16 protein-coding genes and 1 pseudogene are annotated in these 20,849 nt (G+C 72.5%); 5 read left to right on the forward strand and 12 right to left on the reverse strand.

Annotated features, from left to right (window positions below; genetic code table 11):
• The first annotated feature begins 3 nt into the window (after positions 1-3).
• From OG802_RS34700 to OG802_RS34710, 3 genes and pseudogenes are all read left to right on the forward strand, one after another.
• A complete protein-coding gene (locus OG802_RS34700; RefSeq protein WP_329416828.1) occupies positions 4-381 on the forward strand; it encodes a hypothetical protein in 378 nt (125 codons plus the stop codon).
• Positions 382-885: 504 nt separating this feature from the next.
• A pseudogene (locus OG802_RS34705) lies at positions 886-1,260 on the forward strand (hypothetical protein); the annotation flags it as partial.
• Between the two features lie 332 nt (positions 1,261-1,592).
• Positions 1,593-3,041: a flavin monoamine oxidase family protein gene (locus OG802_RS34710; protein ID WP_329416830.1), complete on the forward strand. Its 1,449-nt coding sequence runs from the start codon at positions 1,593-1,595 to the stop codon at positions 3,039-3,041.
• Positions 3,042-3,097: 56 nt separating this feature from the next.
• On the opposite strand, the gene OG802_RS34715 is transcribed toward OG802_RS34710, so the two are convergent.
• Positions 3,098-5,017, reverse strand: coding sequence for a chorismate-binding protein (locus tag OG802_RS34715; RefSeq protein WP_329416831.1), 1,920 nt, complete (start codon positions 5,015-5,017; stop codon positions 3,098-3,100).
• Between the two features lie 170 nt (positions 5,018-5,187).
• Between OG802_RS34715 and OG802_RS34720 the strand changes: the two genes are divergently transcribed.
• Positions 5,188-6,372 carry an FAD-dependent monooxygenase gene (locus OG802_RS34720; protein WP_329416832.1) on the forward strand — a complete coding sequence of 395 codons (1,185 nt, stop codon included), beginning with the start codon at positions 5,188-5,190 and terminating at the stop codon, positions 6,370-6,372.
• Positions 6,373-6,440: 68 nt separating this feature from the next.
• Here OG802_RS34720 and OG802_RS34725 read toward each other — a convergent pair whose 3' ends face one another.
• The 7 genes from OG802_RS34725 to OG802_RS34755 form a co-directional block, all read right to left on the reverse strand.
• Complete coding sequence (locus tag OG802_RS34725) at positions 6,441-6,641, reverse strand: tautomerase family protein (protein ID WP_329416833.1); 201 nt, start codon at positions 6,639-6,641, stop codon at positions 6,441-6,443.
• 118 nt (positions 6,642-6,759) lie between these two features.
• Positions 6,760-9,063: an excinuclease ABC subunit UvrA gene (locus OG802_RS34730; protein ID WP_329416834.1), complete on the reverse strand. Its 2,304-nt coding sequence runs from the start codon at positions 9,061-9,063 to the stop codon at positions 6,760-6,762.
• Positions 9,064-9,126: 63 nt separating this feature from the next.
• On the reverse strand, positions 9,127-10,920 hold the full coding sequence (locus OG802_RS34735; protein ID WP_329416835.1) for a gamma-glutamyltransferase family protein: 1,794 nt from the start codon (positions 10,918-10,920) through the stop codon (positions 9,127-9,129).
• Positions 10,921-10,971: 51 nt separating this feature from the next.
• Positions 10,972-11,835: a PhzF family phenazine biosynthesis protein gene (locus OG802_RS34740; protein WP_329416836.1), complete on the reverse strand. Its 864-nt coding sequence runs from the start codon at positions 11,833-11,835 to the stop codon at positions 10,972-10,974.
• Entirely contained in the window at positions 11,832-12,791 is a 960-nt protein-coding gene (locus OG802_RS34745; RefSeq protein ID WP_329416837.1) for an LLM class flavin-dependent oxidoreductase, read from the reverse strand. Before OG802_RS34745 ends, OG802_RS34740 begins: the two co-directional genes overlap by 4 nt.
• A gap of 86 nt (positions 12,792-12,877) precedes the next feature.
• Positions 12,878-13,834 (reverse strand): hypothetical protein, encoded by a 957-nt coding sequence (locus OG802_RS34750; protein ID WP_329416838.1) that lies wholly within the window; start codon positions 13,832-13,834, stop codon positions 12,878-12,880.
• Entirely contained in the window at positions 13,831-14,364 is a 534-nt protein-coding gene (locus tag OG802_RS34755; protein WP_329416839.1) for a VOC family protein, read from the reverse strand. Before OG802_RS34755 ends, OG802_RS34750 begins: the two co-directional genes overlap by 4 nt.
• Before the next feature lie 217 nt (positions 14,365-14,581).
• Between OG802_RS34755 and OG802_RS34760 the strand changes: the two genes are divergently transcribed.
• The gene (locus OG802_RS34760) at positions 14,582-15,286 is read left to right on the forward strand and encodes an O-methyltransferase (RefSeq protein WP_329416840.1); all 705 of its coding nucleotides are present in this window, start codon (positions 14,582-14,584) and stop codon (positions 15,284-15,286) included.
• An 86-nt stretch (positions 15,287-15,372) separates the two neighbouring features.
• Here OG802_RS34760 and OG802_RS34765 read toward each other — a convergent pair whose 3' ends face one another.
• The 4 genes from OG802_RS34765 to OG802_RS34780 form a co-directional block, all read right to left on the reverse strand.
• Positions 15,373-16,866 carry a 4-hydroxyphenylacetate 3-hydroxylase family protein gene (locus OG802_RS34765; RefSeq protein WP_256916666.1) on the reverse strand — a complete coding sequence of 498 codons (1,494 nt, stop codon included), beginning with the start codon at positions 16,864-16,866 and terminating at the stop codon, positions 15,373-15,375.
• A gap of 113 nt (positions 16,867-16,979) precedes the next feature.
• Positions 16,980-17,588 carry a flavin reductase family protein gene (locus tag OG802_RS34770; protein ID WP_329416842.1) on the reverse strand — a complete coding sequence of 203 codons (609 nt, stop codon included), beginning with the start codon at positions 17,586-17,588 and terminating at the stop codon, positions 16,980-16,982.
• The gene (locus OG802_RS34775) at positions 17,575-19,608 is read right to left on the reverse strand and encodes an anthranilate synthase family protein (protein WP_329416843.1); all 2,034 of its coding nucleotides are present in this window, start codon (positions 19,606-19,608) and stop codon (positions 17,575-17,577) included. Before OG802_RS34775 ends, OG802_RS34770 begins: the two co-directional genes overlap by 14 nt.
• Positions 19,605-20,822, reverse strand: coding sequence for a 3-deoxy-7-phosphoheptulonate synthase (locus tag OG802_RS34780; RefSeq protein WP_329416844.1), 1,218 nt, complete (start codon positions 20,820-20,822; stop codon positions 19,605-19,607). The genes OG802_RS34775 and OG802_RS34780 overlap by 4 nt, the downstream gene beginning before the upstream one ends.
• Positions 20,823-20,849: the final 27 nt, after the last annotated feature.

The raw sequence follows: 20,849 nt of genomic DNA on the forward strand, positions 1-20,849 counted from the left end.
CACGTGGAGCGAGGTGAGCTGATTAAAGCGTTTGCTGTCGAATCCACTGTCAACTCGCAGGCCAAGAGCGCCCTTGCCGCTGGGGCGTCGTTCGAAATATGGCCAGGGAGGATGCCCGCCGCGAGGCTGCATCACACCTACGCGAGACGGTTGCGGAGATTGCAGAAACTCGAGCGCCCATCATTGGGGTTCGAGGAGGCGGTGGCTAACCTCGAGGAAATCGGTAATCAAGAACTTCTGGTCGGGTTTATTGATGACCGCGAAAGAGGAGAGTATCGCTTTATAGTGTTCCTGAGTGCTGATCTTACGCGGGTGATCGCATGTATCGGCTTGATAGTTCCCTTGCCAGAGGTACTTGATCCTGATGTAACGAATAAGTAGAGACGTGCATCAGTGTTCGGCATCCCTGAAGGGATGGGCAGGAGAAGTCGACGGTGCGCTGCGGGCTTCCGCTCTGCACGGAGTGCCGCAGCGGCCTCACCGAAATGTTTTCGGTGAGGTGCTGGGGTGTCTGACGGCAACGTCAGCGGACGACGGCTGCGGTACGTGGGCCGTCGGGGGTCCTGGCTCAGGGCGTGGCCCAGGGTGTCCATCGGCTCCGTCCTCGGCCCGCTCAGCGTCCTCACCATGGCCGCCGCCCCCAGAGCTAACCCCGAGCAGGGACCTGGCCCCCGACGAATGGGCGCCTGCCAGCGCTGCGGGCCCCCTCGGCCGCCCTGTAAACGGGAGGCCGGTTGTCGGACCCCCTCCGTACCCTTGGCTGAGGTACCTGAGAAGCCGTTGTCTTTCCGAGCTTGAGGACTGCATTTCCGCTGGTCAAGCATAGGTGCGGCGGTTCCGTTGCAGTGGTGACCTGTTGTGTCGTCGCTCCAGTGGAGGTCAGGAATGCCGTCGGTCGTGGGACTGCTGGAACAGCGCGAGTGCGCCGCTCGCCGTCGTGTGGACGAACTGCGGGAGGAGGCCGACCGGATCCAGGCCGAGTTGTCCGTGGCCGAGCACGATTGGAACGAGTGGGTCATCGCTCGCTTGCGTGTCCGCGAGGCACTGGCCCCAGGCGAAGGTGACGTCGCCGGTCCTGATGTCGCTGTGGACCTGCCGAATGGCGGTGAACAGCCGTTGCCCGCCGGGGCTTTGGAACCGGCGAAGTCGAAGTCGATGGTGCCGATGTGGCGTGCGGGGCTGACCTGGTCGGCGCTGTCGGTGGACTACCAACGCATCCTGCGAGTCCTTGCCGACCGCGACCGACTTGGTCAAGGTCCATTTTGCTGACCGACTGCTGCCTCACCGGCACCGGCCCGGCTTTCGACCCACCGACCCCACCTTGAAAACCTCAGTAGGCGGGCATCTCAGGTGACGGACATCTGCGGCGCGCTGCGAGCAGCCGTCGAGGACGGCACGCGCAACGATGACGCCGGCCTGGCGGCCGCCGCCCGGCCGGACTCCCGCGAAGGCCGGCCGGCCGGAACATGGCCCCGGTGGCAGGTGGTAGACGAGCAGAGAGCGGCGCAGACGCGGGTGTGCGGCCACCGGGCCGCTGAACCACCGCACTACGCAAGCCGTCGAGCCACCGAGCCACCGAAACGGAGCACTCCATGCGGGAAGCCACTCAGACCGAGGTACGACGTGCCTTCGACAGCGGACTGCCGGGGCTGCGGCCCCCGCGATCCGTCATCGTCGTCGGAGCCGGACTCGCCGGACTGGCCGTCGGCCACGAACTCGCCGCGAGGGACTGCGAGGTGACCGTCCTGGAGGCGTCCGACCGGCCCGGCGGGCGCGCGTACACCTTAAGGGAGCCGTTCGCCGACGGCCTGTACGCCGAGGCCGGCGCGATGACGCTCACCCCGCACTGCCACTACGCCATGCACTACCTGCGCGAACTCGGCGTCGAGACGGAGACCGCCGACCTCGTCGACACCACGTTCTCCTACTTCGCGCGCGGCCGTTTCTTCACCCCCGACCCGGAGTCGGTCGCCGAGGCCGGGCTGGGCCTGCACCCGCACGAGAAGGATCTCGGCGTCGGCGGGATGATCGAGCGGTACGTCTCGGCGGTCGCCGACAGTCTCCAGCCCGACCTGAGCGCCCCCGATTGGGCGGTCACCCAGCGACTCGCCCCCTACGACCACCTGTCCGTGCACGAGGTCCTCACCGAACGGGGCGCCTCCCAGGCGGCCATCGACCTCATGGAACCCCTCTTCCTGGAGATGCGCGGCGGCGACCTGAAGGCGGCGTCCGCGCTGTCCTGGTTGCGCCACGAGGCGAGTCCGCACTCGCTCGGCAACGCCGATCCCCGCTGGGCGAAGGTCAAGCACGGCACCGACCGCTTCCCGCAGGCGTTCGCCGAGCGTCTCAAGAGCCGTATCCACTACCGCCGTCCGGTGGTCCGCGTCGAACAGGACGCGGAGCGGGCCCGGGTCACCGTCCTCGCCCACGGTCGCATGCAGACCCTGGAGGCCGAACGAGTCGTCGTCACGGTCCCGTTCAGCGCGATCCGGCACATCGACTTCACCGACGCGGGCCTGACCGACGCCAAGCACGACGTGATGCGCCGGGTGAAATACTCGTCCGTCGTTCGCGTCTACCTCCAGATGCGCCGCCAGTTCTGGCCGCAGCGCAACGCCAGCTTCTCCACCGACCTGCCCATACGGTGGATACGCGACGCCACCCCCCGACTCCCGGGCCCGCGCAAGATCCTGGAGTGTCTGATGACGGGGTGGCGGGCGCGGGCGGTGTCGGTCATGACCGAGGAGGAGCGCCTGGACTTCGTGCTCGACGAGGTCGAACGGATGCTCCCGGGCGCCCGCGAGCACTACGAGACCAGCACGTCCGTCTGCTGGGACCAACGCCCGTACGCGGAAGGTGCGTACATCCTTCCCGAGCGCGGGCACAGTGCCCTGATGCCGGTGATCCGCAGGCCCGAGGGGCGGATCCACTTCGCCGGTGACCACGCCGGGTTCGAGCCCAACGGCGGCTCGATGACCTTCGCCCTGGAGTCCGCGGCCCGCACCCTCGTGGAACTCGGCGCGGCCGCCGACGCGTCCTGAGCCCGCGCCGACGGGGCCGGGAGACGACGGCACCGGACCACGACGGGCCGGGGGAGTCAGCCGAGGAGTCGGCGCAGTACCTCCGTCCCGTCGGTCGTCAGCACCGACTCCGGATGGAACTGCACGCCCCGCACGGCCTGTTCGCCGAGCGCGACCACCTCGTGCCCGGCTGGACCGGACACGATCGCGTGGGCGTTGCGGAACGCGGCGGTGACCGGCCTGCCGAAGACCTCGACCTCCCGCGCCAGTCCTGTGCCGCCGGTCCTGGGCACGACCCGGGCCTTCGGCAGGGCGGCCAGCGCCAGCAACTGGAAGCCGAGTCCCACCCCGGCCACCGGGGGCCCGCCGGGCAGCCGTTCCCGTACCAGGGACGCGGCCGTCCGGCGCAGCGCCGCCATCCGTACGCACCCGGGGTCGTCCGGGCGGCCCGGCCCGGACGCAAGCAGTACGGGCCCCGCGTGCCGGACCAGGGTGTCGGCGGCGCCGGGGGCGTCGTAGCGGACCACCACGGCGGGGCCGTGCACGGCGGTGACCAGGTGCAGCAGGGCCGCCAGTTCGGCGACCGGGTCGCCGCCCGGGTCCAGCACCAGCACCGGGGCGGCGCCCGCTGGCGGGGCGACGGTGCCCTCCGTCCAGAACGACGACAGCGCCGCGTGGCGCCGGTCCAGCGCGTCCCGTACGGCCGCGTCGAGGACGGGCACGCCGGGGGCGCGGGGCCCGGGCGCCTGCCCGGCGGCGGGCGGTGGCGCGGCGAGGGCGGTCAGCACGGTCCGCGCCTTGGTGCGGGTCTCGGCCGCCTCCGCCTCCGGTGAGGACCGGCCGCCCACGGTCGCCCCCACCGACAGCCGCGCTTCACCCCGGTGGTCCACGACCAGGGTCCGGATCACCGCCGCCGAGTCCAACTCCTCCGCCCCCGCCGCGTCGCGGCCGATCAGCGCGAGGACGCCGCCGTAGTAGCCGCGCCCCGTCGTCTCGTGGCGGCGGATCGCCCGGCAGGCGTCGGCGTACGGGCTGCCCACGACGGTCGACGCGAACAGGGCGCGCGAGAGGGTCTCCCGGGCCCCGGCTGCCGCGGGCCCGCTGATGCGGCACTGCGTGTGCAGCAGATGCGCCATCCGGCGCAGGAACGGCCCTTCCACCCGCACTCCCGGCCCGGACAGCCCGCAGAGCACCGCCAGTTCGGCGTCCACCGTGGTCGCCAGTTCCTCCGACTCCTTGCGGTCGGCGAGGAAGGCGAGCAGGTCCCCGGCGTCCGGTCCCGCCGGCGGACGCCGGTATGTGCCGCACAGCGGGTGCATCACCACCCGGCCGCCCCCGACCCCCACGTGCCCCTGCGGCGTGGCACCCACCAGGGTGAGCGGCCGCGCGGCCCCGGTGTGCACGACGAAGGTCCAGTACGCGCCCGACTCGGCGGTCAGCAACCGCCGGAACAGGTCCACTGCCACCGCGGGCCGGAAGTCCGGCAGCCGCGCGGTCCAGTCGCGGCGCAGCAGGACGTTCAGCCCGCCGCGGGCCGCGTCCGAGGCGACGAACCCTCGCACCAGGTCCTCGTACTGGGTGTCGGTCGTCGTGAACCCCGCGTCCCGCCACTCCAGCGGCCCCGCACCGGGAAGGCGAGGGTCGGTGAAGGCCTCCGCCGGCAGGACGTGGTGCTCGCGCACCCGCAGGGCCCGCGCCGGCGTGCCGTCGTCATGGCAGGGCAGGCCGTGTTCGGCCAGGCGCCGGAAGGGCAGCAGAGCCAGGAGGCCCGGGCCCGGCGCGGCACCGGGCGGACCGGCCCCGTCCAGCGGCCCGACGGTCTCCGCGTTCTCCAACTCCAATGACTCCCACGACTTACCGGTGTACACGTCCCCGAACAGCAGCTCCACCGGTGCTGGTCCGGTCGCGCCGGGCCGCTGTCTGCACAGCAGCGCGAAGGGCGGCACGTCCGTCCCGTACAGCCGCTCCAGCACCTTCGCGTCCGTCGTCGGCCTCATCGACCGCGCCCCCTTCCGGTCGGCCGCGCGGCGGCGGACCGCCCGAGGCGATTGGTTTCCCTGCGGACAATACTTTCGGTCTCACGGGCAACACGTAGTCCGTTGGAGGGGCCACTTGCCGTCCCCCGCGCGCGCCACCCCGTCACTCGACCGAGTCCCCGTGAGGTGTCATGCGAATCGCGATCATCGGAGCCGGGCCCGGCGGCCTCTACACGGCCGCGCTCGTCAAACGGCTGCGCCCCGGAAGCGAGATCGACGTCTGGGAGGTGAACGCCCCCGACGTGACCTTCGGCTTCGGCGTGGTCTTCTCCGAGGGGGCGCTCGGCGGCATCGAGGCGGCCGACCCCCCGCTGTTCGCCGCGCTCGGCGCCGAGTGCGCCCACTGGTCGAGGATCGACGTCCACCACCGGGGCCGCACCTCGCGCAACGGCGGTTACCGCTTCTCGGCGATCGGCCGCCGCGCCCTGCTCGCCCTGCTGCGCGCCCGCTGCGCCGACCTCGGCGTCACCCTCCGCCACGGCACCCGCGCCCCCGACGCGGACGAGTTGGCCCGCACGTACGACCTGGTGGTGGCCGCCGACGGCGTCAACTCCGCATCCCGCGAAACCCGTCGGGAGGAATTCGGCACCGAGACCGCCCGGCGCGGCTCGCGCTATCTGTGGCTCGGCACGGAGCGAGCCTTCACCGCCCTGACCTTCGCCGTCGCCGAGACCGACCACGGCACCCTGCACGCGCACGCCTACCCCTACGCCCCCGGCCTCAGCACCTTCATCGCCGAGGTCGACGACCGGGTGTGGGAGGCGGCCGGCTTCACCGAGGGCGACGCCGGTGAGCCGGACGCCTCCGGCAGGAGCGACACGGACCGGCTCGCGGACCTCTTCGCCGACGTCCTGGACGGCCACGACCTGCGCACCAACCGGTCGCGCTGGGGCCGATTCGTCTCCGTCCGCAACCGGCGCTGGAGCCACGGCCGCATCGCCCTCCTCGGCGACAGCGCGCACACCACGCACTTCTCCGTCGGCTCGGGCACCCGGCTCGCCATGGAGGACGCCCTCGCGCTCGCCCTGGCCCTGGACGAGCACGGGTCGGTGCCGGAGGCGCTCGCCGCCTACGAGGCCGAACGTCTGCCGGAGGTCGCGGCCATGCAGCGCACCGCGCGCACCAGCCAGGAGTGGTTCGAGGAACTGGACCGGTACGCCGACCTCCAACCGGACGCGTTCAACGCCCATCTGATCACCCGCAGCGGCCGCCTCACCCGCGACGACCTCGCGTCCTGGTCCCCGGACCGCGTCGAGCGGGTCCGGGAGCGCTTCGCGCGCGCCGACCGCGGCCCGCGCGGGGCCGCCGTCCGCTGAACCGGCGCTCCCGGACATGCGGGCCGCCCCGGTGGCTCCGGGGCGGCCCGCGGCGGTGACGGGGCGGGTCACGAAGGTGAGGCACGCCGCTCGGTCACCGACCGGCCGCCCACGAACCAGCGCTCCGGCTTCGTCTCCTCCACGATCACCCGGACGGCCTCCACCGGGGTGCCGAGGGTCTCGTGCGCCGCCGCGGTGAGCGCCTCACCTAGGGCGGCCACCTCCTGCGGCGAGCGGCCCTCCAGCAGGGTGACGCGGATGAGGGGCATCTCCGACTCCTTCGGTCGCGTGACCGGGACAGCGCCCCGGGACGCGTCCCGACGGTGTGCCGGGGCCGTGTCCCGGGGTTGTGCCCTCGGGCTGTGTCGTGGGCTGCGGAACCGTGTCTCAGGACGAGCTGTGCTCATGGGCGGTGCGCAGGTCCGCCGCGAGACTGCGGCCGGTGTGCGAGTCCTTCGCCCGGGCCAGCTCGGCGGGGGTGCCCTCGAACACCACCCGGCCGCCCTGGCTGCCCGCCTCCGGGCCGAGGTCGACGACCCAGTCGGCGTGCTTGACGACGTCGAGGTCGTGCTCGATCACCAGCACCGTGTTGCCGGCGTCCACGAGGCGGTCGAACAGGTCCAGCAGCCGGCGCGTGTCGCTCATGTGCAGACCGGTGGTCGGCTCGTCGAAGACGTAGACGGTGCCGGTCTCCTTCAGGCGGTGCGCCAGCTTGAGCCGCTGCCGCTCGCCGCCGGAAAGCGTGGACAGGGGCTGGCCCAGGGTGAGGTAGCCCAGCCCGACCTCGGTGAGGAGGGCCAGCTTGCGGCGTACGGGCGCGTCGTCGAAGAAGTCCGACGCCTCCTCGGCGGTCATGGCCAGGACGTCGACGACCGTCCGGCCGCCCACGGTGTGCCGCAGCGCCTCGTCGTTGAACCGGCGGCCGTCGCACGCCTCGCACACCGTGGTGACCGGGTCCATGAAGGCCAGGTCGGTCTCGATGACGCCCTTGCCGCCGCACTGCGGGCAGGCGCCCTCGGAGTTGAAGCTGAACAGTCCCGGCTTTTCGCCCGAGGCGCGCGCGAACCGCTGCCGCAAACTGTCCATGATGTCGGTGTACGTCGCCGGGTTGGACCGCGCGGAGATCCCCACCGAGGACTGGTCGATGACGACGGCGTCGGGGTGCTGGGCGGTGAACACCTTCGACACGAGGGTGCTCTTGCCGGAGCCGGCGACGCCCGTCACCGCGGTGAGCACCCCGGTGGGGAAGCCGACCGTGACGTCTTGCAGGTTGTGCAGCTTCGCCCTCCGCACGGTCAGTTCGCCGGTGGGGGAGCGGACCTCCTCCTTGAGCCCGGTCACGCTCCGCAGTTGCTTGCCGGTCACCGTGGCGGAGCGGCGCAGCGCCGCCGGGGTGCCCTCGAAGGTCACCTCGCCGCCGTCGCGGCCGGCCCCGGGGCCCATGTCGACCACGTGGTCGGCGATCGCGATGACGTCGCGGTCGTGCTCGACGACCAGCACGGTGTTCCCCTTGTCGCGCAGGGCGAGCAGGATGTCGTTCATCCGTCGCACGTCCCGCGGGTGCAGGCCGACGCTGGGCTCGTCGAAGATGTACGTCAGTCCGGTCAGGCTGCTGCCCAGGTGGCGCACCATCTTGAGCCGCTGGGCCTCGCCGCCGGACAGCGTCCTGGTCTGCCGTTCGAGGCTCAGATATCCGAGCCCGACCGCCTGGATGCGCTCCAGCGCGGCCCGCGCACCCGCCACCACCGGCTTGACGGCGGGCGCGTCGATGCGGGCCAGCCGCTCGATCAGGTCGGTGATCTCCATGGCCGAGAAGTCCGCGATGTTGTCGCCGTCGATGCGGGAGGCGAGGGCGGCCTCGTTGAGCCGTCCGCCGTTGCAGACGGGGCAGGGGCCCTGGGTCACCACCCGCTCGATCTCCGCGCGCTCCTTGCTCTTGGCGTTGTCGAGGCCGGGGGTGATGTACCGGCGGGTGAAGCGCTCGACGACGCCCTCGTACTCGTTCTTGTACACGCCGTTGCGGCCCGTCCGGTCGACGGTGAACCCCTTGCCGTGCAGCAGCAGTTCGCGGTCCTCGGCGGAGAAGTCGCGTAACCGCTTGTCGGGGTCGAAGAGCCCGGACTCGCCGTACAGCTGCCACTGGAAGGTGCCGACCGCGAAGGACGGGAAGCGGATGGCCCCCTCGTTGAGGCTCTTGTCCTCGTCGAGCAGCTTGTCGAGCTCCAGACGGACCGTCGTGCCGAGGCCCTGGCACTCCTCGCACATGCCGCGCGGGTCGTTCGGCGAGTACATGTGCGAGGGGCCCGCGCCGGGCGTGCCCGCGCGGGAGAACAGCACCCGCAGCATGGGCAGGATCTCGGTCATCGTGCCGACCGTGGAGCGGGCGTTGCCACCGACCTGCCGCTGGTCGACGACGATCGCCGTGGAGAGGTTCTCCATCGCCCCCGCGTCCGGCCGTTCGTACTTGGGCATCCGGTGACGGACGAAGGCCGGCAGGGTCTCGTTGAGCTGGCGCTGCGACTCGATCGCCAGCGTGTCGAAGACCACGGAGGACTTCCCCGACCCGGAGACCCCGGTGAAGACGGTCAGCTTCCCCTTGGGGATGCGCAGGTCGACGCCCTTGAGATTGTTCTGCCGGGCCTCGCCCAGCACGATGAAGTCCCCACGGTGGTTCTTCCGGTGAGCGGCCATGTCAGCACCTTCCGTGCTAGGAGGGGTGGTTTCCTGGAGGAAACCATGTCCTGTCCTCCTCTCCTACCCCGCGACCGCGTACGCCTGCGCGCCGCGTGGACTCGCCGCACCGAGAACCAGCCCGTCGGCGGTCAGCCCGGTGGCGCACACCTTGCTGAGCGAGTAGTCGGGCACCAGGTCCACCTGGTGACCGCGCCGCCGGAGCGCCTCGACCTCCGCCGCGGGCCAACCGCCCTCCAGGACGACGGTGCCCGGCCGGAACCGGCGCGGGGCGAAGGAGGTGGGCACGTGGTCGGTGTGGAAGGTGCGCGCCTCGATCGCCGCCTGCGGACCCAGCCCGTGCTCGGTGTGGTGCAGGAAGAAGCTGAGCGTCCACTGGTCCTGCTGGTCGCCGCCCGGCGTCCCGAACGCCAGGTACGGCCGGCCGTCCCGCAGGACCAAGGTCGGGCTCAGCGTGGTCCGCGGACGTTTGCCGGGCGCCACCGTGTTGGGGTGGCCGGGGGTGAGGGTCGCCATCTGTCCCCGGGTACCCAGTGGGAAGCCCAGCCCCGGCACCACCGGGGAACTCTTCAGCCAGCCGCCGCTGGGCGTCGCCACCACCATGTTGCCCGCGGCGTCGGTGACGCTCACGCAGCAGGTGTCGCCGGTCGCCGCGGTCAGCTTCATGATCGCCGGGATGCCCTGCTCCAGCTCGCCCAGCCAGGCCGGGTCGGCGGGCGCGGCGCTCTCGTCGTGCAGCGGCGGCAGCAGCGGCTCGCGCCCGCCGGGCCGTCCCGGCCGCAGCTCGTGGGAGGCTTCCGCGCCGAGCAGCGCCCGCCGCGTGGCGGTGTAGGCCGGGTCCAGCAGGGCGCCGACGGGGACGTCGGCGTGGTCCGGGTCGCCGTACCAGGCCTCGCGGTCGGCGAAGGCGAGCTTGGCGGCCTCGACCACCGTGTGGACGTACTCCGAGCTCTCCGGGCCGGTCGCGGCGAGGTCGGCGTCGGCCAGCAGGGCGAGCTGCTGGAGGAAGACGGGGCCCTGCGACCAGGGGCCCGCCTTGTGCACGGTGAGGTCCCGGTGGGTGAGGCTCACAGGACGCTCCACACGCGGTCGCCACGCCCCGAGGTCCGCGCCGGTGAGCAGGCCGCTGTTGCGGCGGCCCGTGGAGTCCATCTCCTCGGCCTTGGTGACATAGGTGTCGACGGCCTCCGCGACGAAGCCGGTGTAGAACGCCTCCGTCGCCGCGTCGATCTGTCCCTCGCGGTCCCGGCCGGACGCCTTCGCCTCGGCGACCAGCCGCCGGTAGGTGCGCGCGAGCGCCGGGTTGGTGACCCGCTCCCCGGCGCGCGGGGCGACCCCGCCCCGCAGGTAGGTGCGGCCCGACTCCGTCCAGGTGTCGCGGAACAGCTCCGTGAGCGCGCCGATCATGGCGGCGCACTTGGGCAGCACCGGGTAGCCGTGCTCGGCATAGCCGATGGCGGGTTCCAGCACGTCCTCCAGGGGCAGCGTGCCGTACTCCTTGAGCAGGCGGAGCCAGGCGCCGAAGGCGCCGGGGACGACGGCGGGCAGCAGTCCGGAACCGGGGACGACGGCCAGACCCCGTTCGGTGAAGGCCTCCGGCGTCGCCGCGGCCGGCATCGGGCCCTGCCCGCAGACGACGTCGACCGAGCCGGTCCCCGAGCGGTGGGCGAGGATCGGGACGTCGCCGCCCGGCCCGTTGAGATGCGGTTCCACCACCTGGATGACGAAGGCGGCGGCGGTCGCGGCGTCGAAGGCGTTGCCGCCGCGGTCCAGCATGGACATGCCCGTCTGGGAGGCCAGCCAGTGGGTGGAGGCGACGGCACCGCGGGTGCCGTGCAGTTCCGGTCGGAAGAGCACCTGGGAAGATCCTTTCTGGTCGTACGGTCGGACCGCGGGACGGAGCGGGGGTCAGGGGCGTCCGGGGGGTGTCATCCGGCCGGAGGCGGTGACGGTGACCCGGCCGTGGACCGTGGCGGCGCTGGCCCGGCCCTCTGTGAGGTCGACGGTGCAGGAGAGGGTGGCCGGGCGGCCGAGGCCCTCGCCCTGACGGACCTGGTAGGCGTGGCGGCCGTCGGCGCCGGGGAGCGCCTTCTCCTCGGCGAGCCAGGCGCCGAGCCCCAGCGCGGCGGAGGCGCAGGCCGGGTCCTCGGGCATGCCGTAACCGGGGGCGAACACGCGGACGCGGGCGGTGCGGCCGGCCTGGTCCCAGGCGACGAGCACCGCGTCCGGGCAGTCCGCCCAGACCGGGTCGGTCAGGTCGGCCGCGGCGCGCGTGAGGGCCTTCGCGCCCACCGGCAGGACGTGGAACGCCGGTCCGAAGCCGGTCAGACGTGGAGTGCCCGTCAGATCGGTGTCCGTCAGGCCGCACGCCGTGAGCAGCGGGCCGGGGTCCCATTCGGGCCGCAGCAGCGGCTCGCCCGCGACGGACAGGGTGGAGCCGTCGGCCCCGGCGGTCACGGCGAGTTGCCTGCCGCCGCACTCCTGCACCGCCTTCCCGGCCGCGAGCCGCCCGGCGCGCACGAGCGCGCTCGCGGTGCCCACCGCGCTGTGCCCGCCGTACGGCGACTCCCCGTCCGGGGTCATCACCCGCACTCCGTACGTCGACCCCGGCAGGGCCGGCGGCACCACGAACGCCGTCTCCGTCAGGGCGGTCTCGCGGGCGACGGCCAGCATGTCCGCCGTGGAGAGCGCCGCCGCGTCGGGGACGACGCCGAGGGCGCAGCCGCCGTACGGGGTGTCCGTGAACATGTCGACGATCTCGTACGCGATCAACGTCGCTCTCCTTCGCCACCGGGGGCGCCGCCCGGCCGGGGTGACACGGGCCCGGTCCGCGCAGCCGCCTCCCGTCCGGGGAGCAGCACCTCCTGCGCGACGGCCTCCAGCAAAAGCGGGTCGCCCTCGTACGGGAACGACGCGCGCGGCCAGTGCACGACCAGGTCGGTGACGCCCAGCTCGCCGAAGCGGCCCACCGCGTCCCGGTACGACTCGACGGATTCGAGCACCCCGCCGACCAGGGCGCCGGTCAGCAGCAGCCGGTCCAGCGTGGCCGGGTCACGGCCGGTCGCCTCGCACGCGGCGTCGAGCTCGTCCAGCTGCCGGGCGATGTCGGGCAGCGCCTTCTCGTAGGGCAGGGCGTCGAAGCGCCCGGGCGGACCGGCCGTCACCCAGGTGTCCGCCCGCCGCGCTGCGAGCCGCATCCCGCGCGGCCCGGTCGCGGCGACGGCGAACGGCACGCGCGGCCGTGTCAGGCAGCCGGGGTTCACCGGCACGCCGTCGAAGGCGTAGTGCTCGCCCGCGTACGAGGCGCTCCGCTCGGTGAGCAGGAGGTCCAGCGCCTCGACGAACTCGGCGAACCGGTCGGCGCGCTCGCGCGGGGTCCGCTCGGTGGGGTCCACCACCCGGTCGTCCAGGCCGCCCGCCCCCGCGCCCAGTCCGCAGACGAATCGGCCTCCGGCGACGTCCTCCAGCGACATCACCTCCTTGGCCAGCGTCACCGGATGGCGGTAGGTGGGCGTGGCGACCATCGTGCCCAGCGTGATCCGCGAGGTGACGGCCGCGGCGGCGGCCAGGGTGGGGACACAGGCGAACCAGGGCTCGTCCCGCAGCCACCGCCACATCAGCTGGTCGTAGGTCCAGGCGTGGTCGAAGCCCAGCCGCTCGGCCAGGACCCACTGCTCGCGCGCCCGCGACCAGCGCCGCTCGGGCAGGATCACCACTCCGTGCCGCACGCGTACTCCTCCTTCGTCGTACCGGATGCCGTGGTGCTCCGTCGTGCCGGACGTTGTCCGGCCTCGTCGTGCCGGACGCCGTCCCGTCAGGGGGCGCTGTGGTGCAGCACCCGTGGCCTGAGCTGCCCGGCGGCGGCGTCGATCCTGCCCAGGACCGACGCGAAGCCTTCCTCGTAGCCCTGGCGTACCTCGTCGCCGCGCAGTTCCTCGGGGAAGGCGACGTCCTCCTGCGGACCGAGGCCGGGATAGAGGCCGTTGGTCGCCACGTCCTGCGTGATGGCCCGCAGCCGGCTCCGCAACTGGCCGACCAGCTCCGTCGCGTCGACCGGGGCCCGCAAGGTCAGGAAGTAGTGGTCGTAGATGAGTGCCTGAGTCTCGGGGCGGGTCGGTGCGACCTCCGCGGCCGACTCCTGGAGCAGCGAACGGCCGCCCGGCACCAGCTTGGCCGCCACCCCCGCGTGCACCCTGTGGTACATCTGCACCGCCTTCTTCAGCCGCTCGGCCTCCGGCGTCCCCTCCCACTCGGTCTTCTTCCCCCGCAGCAGCGAGCGCACGGGCATGAAGTCCGGTGCCCAGGTGCCGCTGAAGCTGCGGTGCTGGAGGTACATGCTCGGCCGGATCACCGTCCCGTAGACGTCGGCGGGGCAGGAACTGGTGTACAGCAGCATCGCGGTGTAGGCGTCGGTGAGGTCCGTCATCGCCCGCAGGGACGGCGCGGGGTCGGAACGGGAGCGGGCCTGGTGCAGGGCGTGCGCCGTCAACTGCCAGATGGCGAAGGTGGCTTGGTGTCCCGTGATCCAGCGGAACCAGAACAGCTGGTGGGAGATCTCCTCGGCGGCGAGCGCCGGCCCCGTGCGCGGGCACGGCGCGGCGCTCCGCACGCGGGAGGTGTCGGCGGGAAGCACGTCCGAGATCGCGGTCTCCGTTCCCGGGGTCGGCGGCTCGGGCAGCGTCAGCGGTTCCAGGCCGTAGGGGAAGTCCCCGAAGTCCCAGCCGTCGGGCACCGGCAGTTCGGTCACGGTGCGGGGGGCGCGCATGCTCATCGGTCTCCTCCTGGCGGCACGTAGGTGAACTCGAACTCCAGGCCGTTGACGTCCAGGACGTAGCAGCTCTGGACTCCGTCGTCGTCGATGACGATGTCGGTGGGCTTCTCGTCACCGGCGAACGTGAAGCGGCCGGACTCGTACAGCCGGAACCAGCGCTCGCGCCAGGCCCGCAGCTCCTCGGGGGAGCCGGTGGCGAGGCAGACGTGCTGGAACTGGCGGGTGTTGGCGCCGGGGACGGCGCCGTCGTGCCCGGTGCGCTCGAAGAGGTGGAAGCGCAGTCCGGCCACCATCACCTCGGTCAGCCGGGTGATGCCGGGCAGGCGGCTCAGCGTCAGGTCGGAGAAGGTGTCCAGCGTCCAGTTGGTCCGGCAGCCGAAGAACTCCTCGTACCAGGCGGCGCAGTTGTCGAGGTCGTCCGTCTGCACGCCCACGTGGTGCAGCTCCGGTACGAGGTGGAGATCGAAGGCGGGATCAGGGCCGGGGTCGGGGTTGGGCGGTCGCTCTGTCGTGGTCCCGGTTCGCTGCAAGATTCTGCGCTCCTCTCATTGAAGTCGTGCCAGGGGCGATCGAGGGGTGGACTGATGGGGGGAGACGAAAGGCGTTGCTTTCTCGTTCAGGCGGGCGAATTCCCGAAAATCCGCTCCACTAACCGACGGGGATAAGTGGACGACATGAATCCGCCGTTTTTCTGGAATTCCTCCCTTCGGGGTGCCGAATTCCGTCCTCGCGGGGAACACTGGGGTCATGACACAGCATCAGTGGAGCGCGGTGGACGGCTACTTCGACACGGTTCTCGGTGACGAGGACCCCGCACTGGCCGCCGCCGCCCAGGCACACATCGGATTCGACCTCCCCGATATCGGGGTCTCCCGCTCCCAGGGAAAGCTGCTGCACCTGCTGGCCCTCGTCCAGCGCGCCGAGCGCATTCTGGAGATAGGCACCTTCGGCGGGTACAGCTCCATCTGGCTCGCCCGCGCCCTGCCGCCCGGCGGACGGCTGGTCACCATCGAGTGGGAGCGTTCGTTCGCCGAGACCGCCGCCGGCCATCTGGCGCGGGCCGGTGTCGCCGACCGCGTCGACCAGCGGGTGGGGCGGGCGCTCGACATCCTGCCCGACCTCGCGAAGACCGGGGAGCAGCCGTTCGACCTGGTCTTCATCGACGCCAACAAGCCCGACACCCCGGAGTACTTCGACTGGGCCCTGGAACTGTCCCGGCCCGGCGGCGTCATCGTCGTCGACAACGTGGTGCTCGGCGGCGCCGTCGCCGACGCGGACGACCCCGACGGCGGGGTCCGCGGGATGCGGCGCTTCCACGAGAAGGTCGCCGCGGAGCCCAGGGTCAGCGCCACCACGATCCAGACGGTGGGCGCCAAGGGCTACGACGGCTTCACCCTGGCCGTGATCCTGCCCGACCCGGACGACCGGCCCGAGGCGCCCGGCCCGCGCTGACGCCCGGCGGGAGGGCGGCCCTCCGGGGGCGGCGGCGGACCGGACACCGGCCGTACGCCGCCCCCGTCGTCGTGCCGGCCCGCCGCTCATGCCTGGTCGGGCCCGATGAGGTCCGGCGCCGTCCAGCCGTCCAGGTCGTACTCGGACATGCACTCCTCGGCGAAGCCCCGGTAGCCGTCGACCAGGCCGGAGGCGGTCTGCGCCATCAGCAGTTCGATACGGACGTTCTCGTGGTTGCCCGAGTAGTTGCGCTCGTACAGTTCGTGCCGGCCGCCGAACTCCGTGCCCACGGAGTCCCAGATCAGCTTCATCAGCTTGACCCGCTCCACCGAGTCGTATCCGTTCGACCCGCGCATGTAGCGGTCGAGATGCGGCCGCAGTTCGGGGTTCTGGAAATCCTTGGCGTGGGAATTCAAGTAGATGAGGCCGCTGCTGAGGTCCTGGAGGATGATCTCGCGGACCCGCGGATAGCCGATCGTCATGAACCAGCGGTATGCCATGCCGTAATCCAGGTTCGGCAGCAGTCCGCCGTCGTGCCATGCGTTCGGATTGTGCGCCATCGCGTCGCTCAGACCCCAGAACATGTTCCGCCAGGCGAGCACCTCGCCCACCCTGGTCTGAATGCCCCGGAAATCCTTCGTGCCGGTCACGTCCAGCCCCTTGAGGAGCAGGCCGGCGAGGAAGTCCAGCTTCACTGCGAGCCGGGTCACGCCGTGAAAGGTGAGCCGGTGGGTGAACCCGGACGTGTTCAGGAAGGTCCCGGCCTTCGCGGTGTCGCCGTAGATGAAGACGTTCTCCCAGGGGATCTTCACCTTGTCCAGGATGAAGACGGTGTCGTTCTCGTCGAGGCGGCTCGACAGCGGATAGTCGAAGGGGCTGCCCATGCGGTTCGCGGCCAGCTCGTACGACTGGCGGCAGATCAGCTTCACCCCCGGCGCGTCCATCGGCAGCGTCGCGACGAGCGCGAACTCCTTCTTCTTCACCGGCAGTCCGTAGTGCGCAACGAAGTTGAAGTGGGTCAGCGCCGACCCCGTCGCCACCACCTTCGCGCCGCTGACCACCAGGCCGTCGTCGCACTCCTTCTCGACGTGCACGAACACGTCGCCGACCTCGTCCGGCGCCCGGTTGCGGTCCACGGGCGGGTTGATCACCGCGTGGTTCCAGAACAGCACCCGCTCCTGTGCCTCCGCGTACCAGCGGCGGGCGTTGTCCGCGAACTCCCCGTAGTAGTCCGGGTCCGCTCCCAGCGTGACGAGGAAGCTCGCCTTGTAGTCGGGGCTGCGGCCCATCCAGCCGTACGTCATCCGGGCCCAGCGGGCGATCGCGTCCCGGTCGCCGACCAGGTCCTCCACACTGCGCGGCACCCGGTAGAACTTGTGCGTGTAGCCGTCGCTGCCGGTGTCGGTCGGCGTGGTCAGCGTGTCGTGGTGCTCCGGGTCGTGCAGCGCGTCGTACAGCCGCGCCGTCATCCGCGCCGTGTTGCGGAACGCCGGGTGCTTGGTGACGTCGTCGACCCGCTCCCCGTACGCCCAGATCTCCCGGCCGTCGCGGATGCTCTCCAGGTACTCGTCACCGGTCATCGGACGGGTGGTGCGGCGCGGCGCCGCATCACCGGTGGCGCCCGCGGCGCCGGTGGTCCCAGTGTCGGGGGTGTCCGCCGCGCCCGTGCTGTGCCTCGTGTCCGTCATGTACGTCAGTCCCCTGTCCTGTCTGTCATGTCGGGCTCTTCGGGTACCGGGAGGTGCGTCACCGGGTCCATGCCGTCCAGGCACAGCGACCAGGCGACGGCGGAGTCGTCCGGCGCCAGCTCCGGGAAGGCGCCGCCGTGGAACAGCAGCGGCCGTCCCGGACGGCTCTCGAACTCCTCGACGCTCCCGATGTGCAGCGTGTGGTCGCCGCCGTCGTGGATCTGCCAGGGCCGGCAGACCAGATGAGCCACCGTGCCCGCCAGCCGCGGGTGCGGCCCGTCCTCGTCCACCCACGGCACCGGCTCCGCCATGGGACGACCGGCGAAGTGCATCGCCAGGTCGCGCTGCGAGGCGTCGAGGATGTTCACGACGTAGTCGCCGTCCTCCCGCAGCAGCGCGCCCGCCCGGCTGCGCCGGTCCAGCGCCACCAGGGCCAGCGGCGGGTCCAGCGAGACCGAGGTGAACGCGTTGACCGTGGTGCCGTGCACGAGGTCGCCGCGGCGGCAGGTGATCACCGTGACCCCCGTCGCGAACTGGCCCATGCAACTGCGCAGGGCGCGCGGGTCGATCGGACGGGGCGCGGTGTCCACGCCCCCTCGCTCAGGCATGCTCATGGGTCCCCCTGGACTCCCGGAGCCGGGTGCCCTGGACACCGGCCCCGTCGCTGTCGTGGACGCCCGGCCGGGGTGCCGCGTGCGGCGCCAGGGCGCCGGTCAGCAGGTCGGCCAGGATGCCGGGGCCGTCCTCGGTCAGGAACGACTCCGCGTGGAACTGGATGGTGGACAGGGCCGGGCCGCGCAGCGCGATGACCTGGTCGCCGACGCGCTGCACCTGCACCGGCCCGCCGCCCAGTGGGGGGTGCAGCCGGTCGCCGTCGGCCCGCGCGGCGTAGCTGTTGTAGAAGCCGGCCCGGCGCGGCCTGCCCCACAGCGGGACCCTCAGCCGTCTGCCCTGCGCCGGGTCGGGCAGCCGGGCCACCCGCAGCCCCAGCAGCGTGCACACCACCTGGTGTCCCAGGCAGACCGCCGCCAACGGCAGCCTGGCCGTCAGCCGTTCGCGGGCCGTGGCCCGCAGCACCCGCACCCGGGCATCGGCCGTGTCCCGCGGATCGCCGGGCCCCGGTCCGAGCAGGACCACGCCCGGCGCCCCGGCGACCCCGCCCGCCGTCCGGTGCCAGGGCACCACCCGCACCGAGCAGCCCAGCGACCGCAGCTGGTAGGCGAGCATCGACGTGAACCCGTCCTCAGCGTCGACGATCGTGACGTCGGCGCCCGCCACGGCCCGGGCGGCGCTGACGTCGCCGGTCCCGCGCAGCCAGAACGCCGCCAGCCCGTCGTTGCGGGCGGCCAGCGCGCCGCGCACCGGACCGGCCTCGGCCAGCCCCGCGGCGGACGCCGGCACCGGCGCCTTCGCCGGCCGCCGACCGGACAGCGCGTCCAGCAGGCCCGACAGCTTGGCGGTGGTCTCCGCCGTCTCGTGCGCCGGCACCGACTCCCGTACGACGGTGGCGCCCGCCGTCAGCCGTACGGTGCCGTCCACGCCGAGGTCCGCCGTGCGCAGCATCAGCGCCGCGTCCAGCCGCCGCTGCCCGCCCTCGCGGCCCAGCAGGGCGATGACCCCGCTGTAGTAGCCCCGGCCGCGCGGCTCGTAACGCTCGATCACCCGGCAGGCGTTCTCCACCGGGCTGCCCGTCACGGTCGGCGCGGGCATCGTGGTGCGGAGGATCTCGGTGAGCGGGCGGTCCGAGCGGCCGGAGAGGTAGTACTCGGTGTGCGCGAGCCGGGACATCCACTTCAGGGACGGCCCGCTGACCCGGACCTCGTCACCGCACAGCGCCGCCATCATCTTCAGTTCCTCGTCGACGACCATGTACAGCTCGTCGGTCTCCTTGGGGTCGCGCAGGAAGCGCAGCAGCCCCGGCAGGTCGGCGCCGGTCCGCGGGTAGCGGTAGGTCCCGCTGATCGGGTTCATCTCGACCAGGTCGCCCCGCACCCGCACCTGCTGCTCCGGGGTCGAGCCGATCAGGTACCGGTCGCCGGTGAAGATCAGGAACGTCCAGTAGGCGCCGGTCTCGGCCGTCATCAGCCCCCGCAGCACCGCGAGGGCGGCCGTGCGGTCGAAGGCGCGGATGCGGCCGTGCAGGCTGCGGGCCAGCACGAAGTTGGAGCCCTCGCCCCGGTGGATCTCGCGGTGGACGATGGCGTCCACGGCCGCCGCGTAGCCGTCGTCGTCGATGTCGAAGCGGGTGTCCTCCACCCGCGGCGCCCGGTCCGGCAGGCAGGCCAGCAGCCGGTCGAGGGGGACCCACCGGTGCTCGCGCACCTCCATGGCGAGCAGCGGCTCGCCGTCGTCGGGGTGCGCGAAGCCGCGCTCCCGGATCTGCCGGTAGGGGGCGAGGACGAGGGTGTCCGGGGCGTCCGCGCCGCCGTCCGTGGGCCGCTTCGCCCCGCCGGGCCGGTCCAGGCCGAGGGCGTCCAGGTCGTCCTCGCGCCGTACCGGGCCGCTGAGGATCTCCACCGGTGCCGCGCGGCCGGAGCCGGAGCGGTGCAGCACCGCGAAGGGCTGGCCCGGCGGCGGCAGCAGCGCGTCGTGGGCCTGCGCCGGAGCGGCGGCGGTGGCGGGCGGCGCGGTCATACGGCCGCCCCCACGGGCAGCCGCCAGTGCGCGACGGCGGCGACGGCCTGGACGAGGCTGAGCCGGGGGTCGCACAGGCTGCGGTAGCCCGGCCCGCGGACGGGGACGCGACCCGCGCCCTCGCACTCGCAGATGTCGTCGGGGGAGGCCTCCAGGTGCAGCCCCGCGCACCGCTCCCCGTTCTCCGCCAGGACGTCCACGCACTGCCGGATCTCGGACATGATCGTGTCGAGGCGTCGCGTCTTCAGCCCGTCGGGCGTCTTCACGGTGTTGCCGTGCATCGGGTCGCACATCCACAGCACCGGATGCCCGGCCTGCCGCACCGCCCGTACCAGCGGGGCCAGTGCGGCGACCCGGTCCGCGCCGAACCGGGCGATGAGGGTGAGCCGGCCCGGGGTCCGGTGCGGGTCGAGCGCCGCGCACAGGTCCAGCACCTCGTCGACGGTCGCCTCGGGCCCGACTTTGCACGCCACCGGGTTGTCCAGTTCGGTCATCAGACGCACGTGTGCGAAGTCGGCCTGACGGGTGCGCTCGCCGATCCAGGGCCAGTGCGTGGACGCCAGATAGCTGCCGCCGTCCGCGTGCCGCCGCACCTGGGGGAGTTCGTAATCGAGCAGGAGCGCCTCGTGGCTGGTCCACACCCGGTCCTCGGGAGCGGCGCCCTCGCCGCGGCCCAGCCGGTCGAGCGCGGTGACGGCGCAGCGGGCGGCCTCCAGTCCGGTGATGACGCGGGACGGGTCGGGTGTGCGGGCCTCCTCGCAGGCGTCCGGCGCGTTGACGACCGGACCCCGGAACACCGGGAGCCGTCCGCCGGGCACGGTCTCCCAGTCGTCGGAGCGGGGCTTGGCGAACTGACCGGCCATCCGCCCGACGCGCACGACGGGCAGACCGGAGCCGGTGCGCATGACGTCGCCGAGGACGTCGAGCATCTCCACCTTGCGTTCGACGTCGCAGGGTGCGCACTCGGTGGTCAACTCCACGCAGTCGCCGGCCTGGATGAGGCAGAACTCGCCCTCGGCGGCCCGCGCGAGGAGCCCGCGCAGCTCGCGGACGCTCGCGTACGACACCAGCGGCGACTCGCGGGCCAGCCGGTCGTGCACGGGGGCCAGGCGGGAGGGCTCGGGCCATTGAGGCTGCTGGCGGGCGGGGAGAGCGGCCACCATCGAGGCGATCAACGGGTCGTGTCCGGCGCCCGGAAAGGGGTATCGAGACATGCTGTCGGCCTTCGTTATGAGCGGCCA

This window comes from Streptomyces sp. NBC_00704 (assembly GCF_036226605.1).
Classification (GTDB): domain Bacteria; phylum Actinomycetota; class Actinomycetes; order Streptomycetales; family Streptomycetaceae; genus Streptomyces.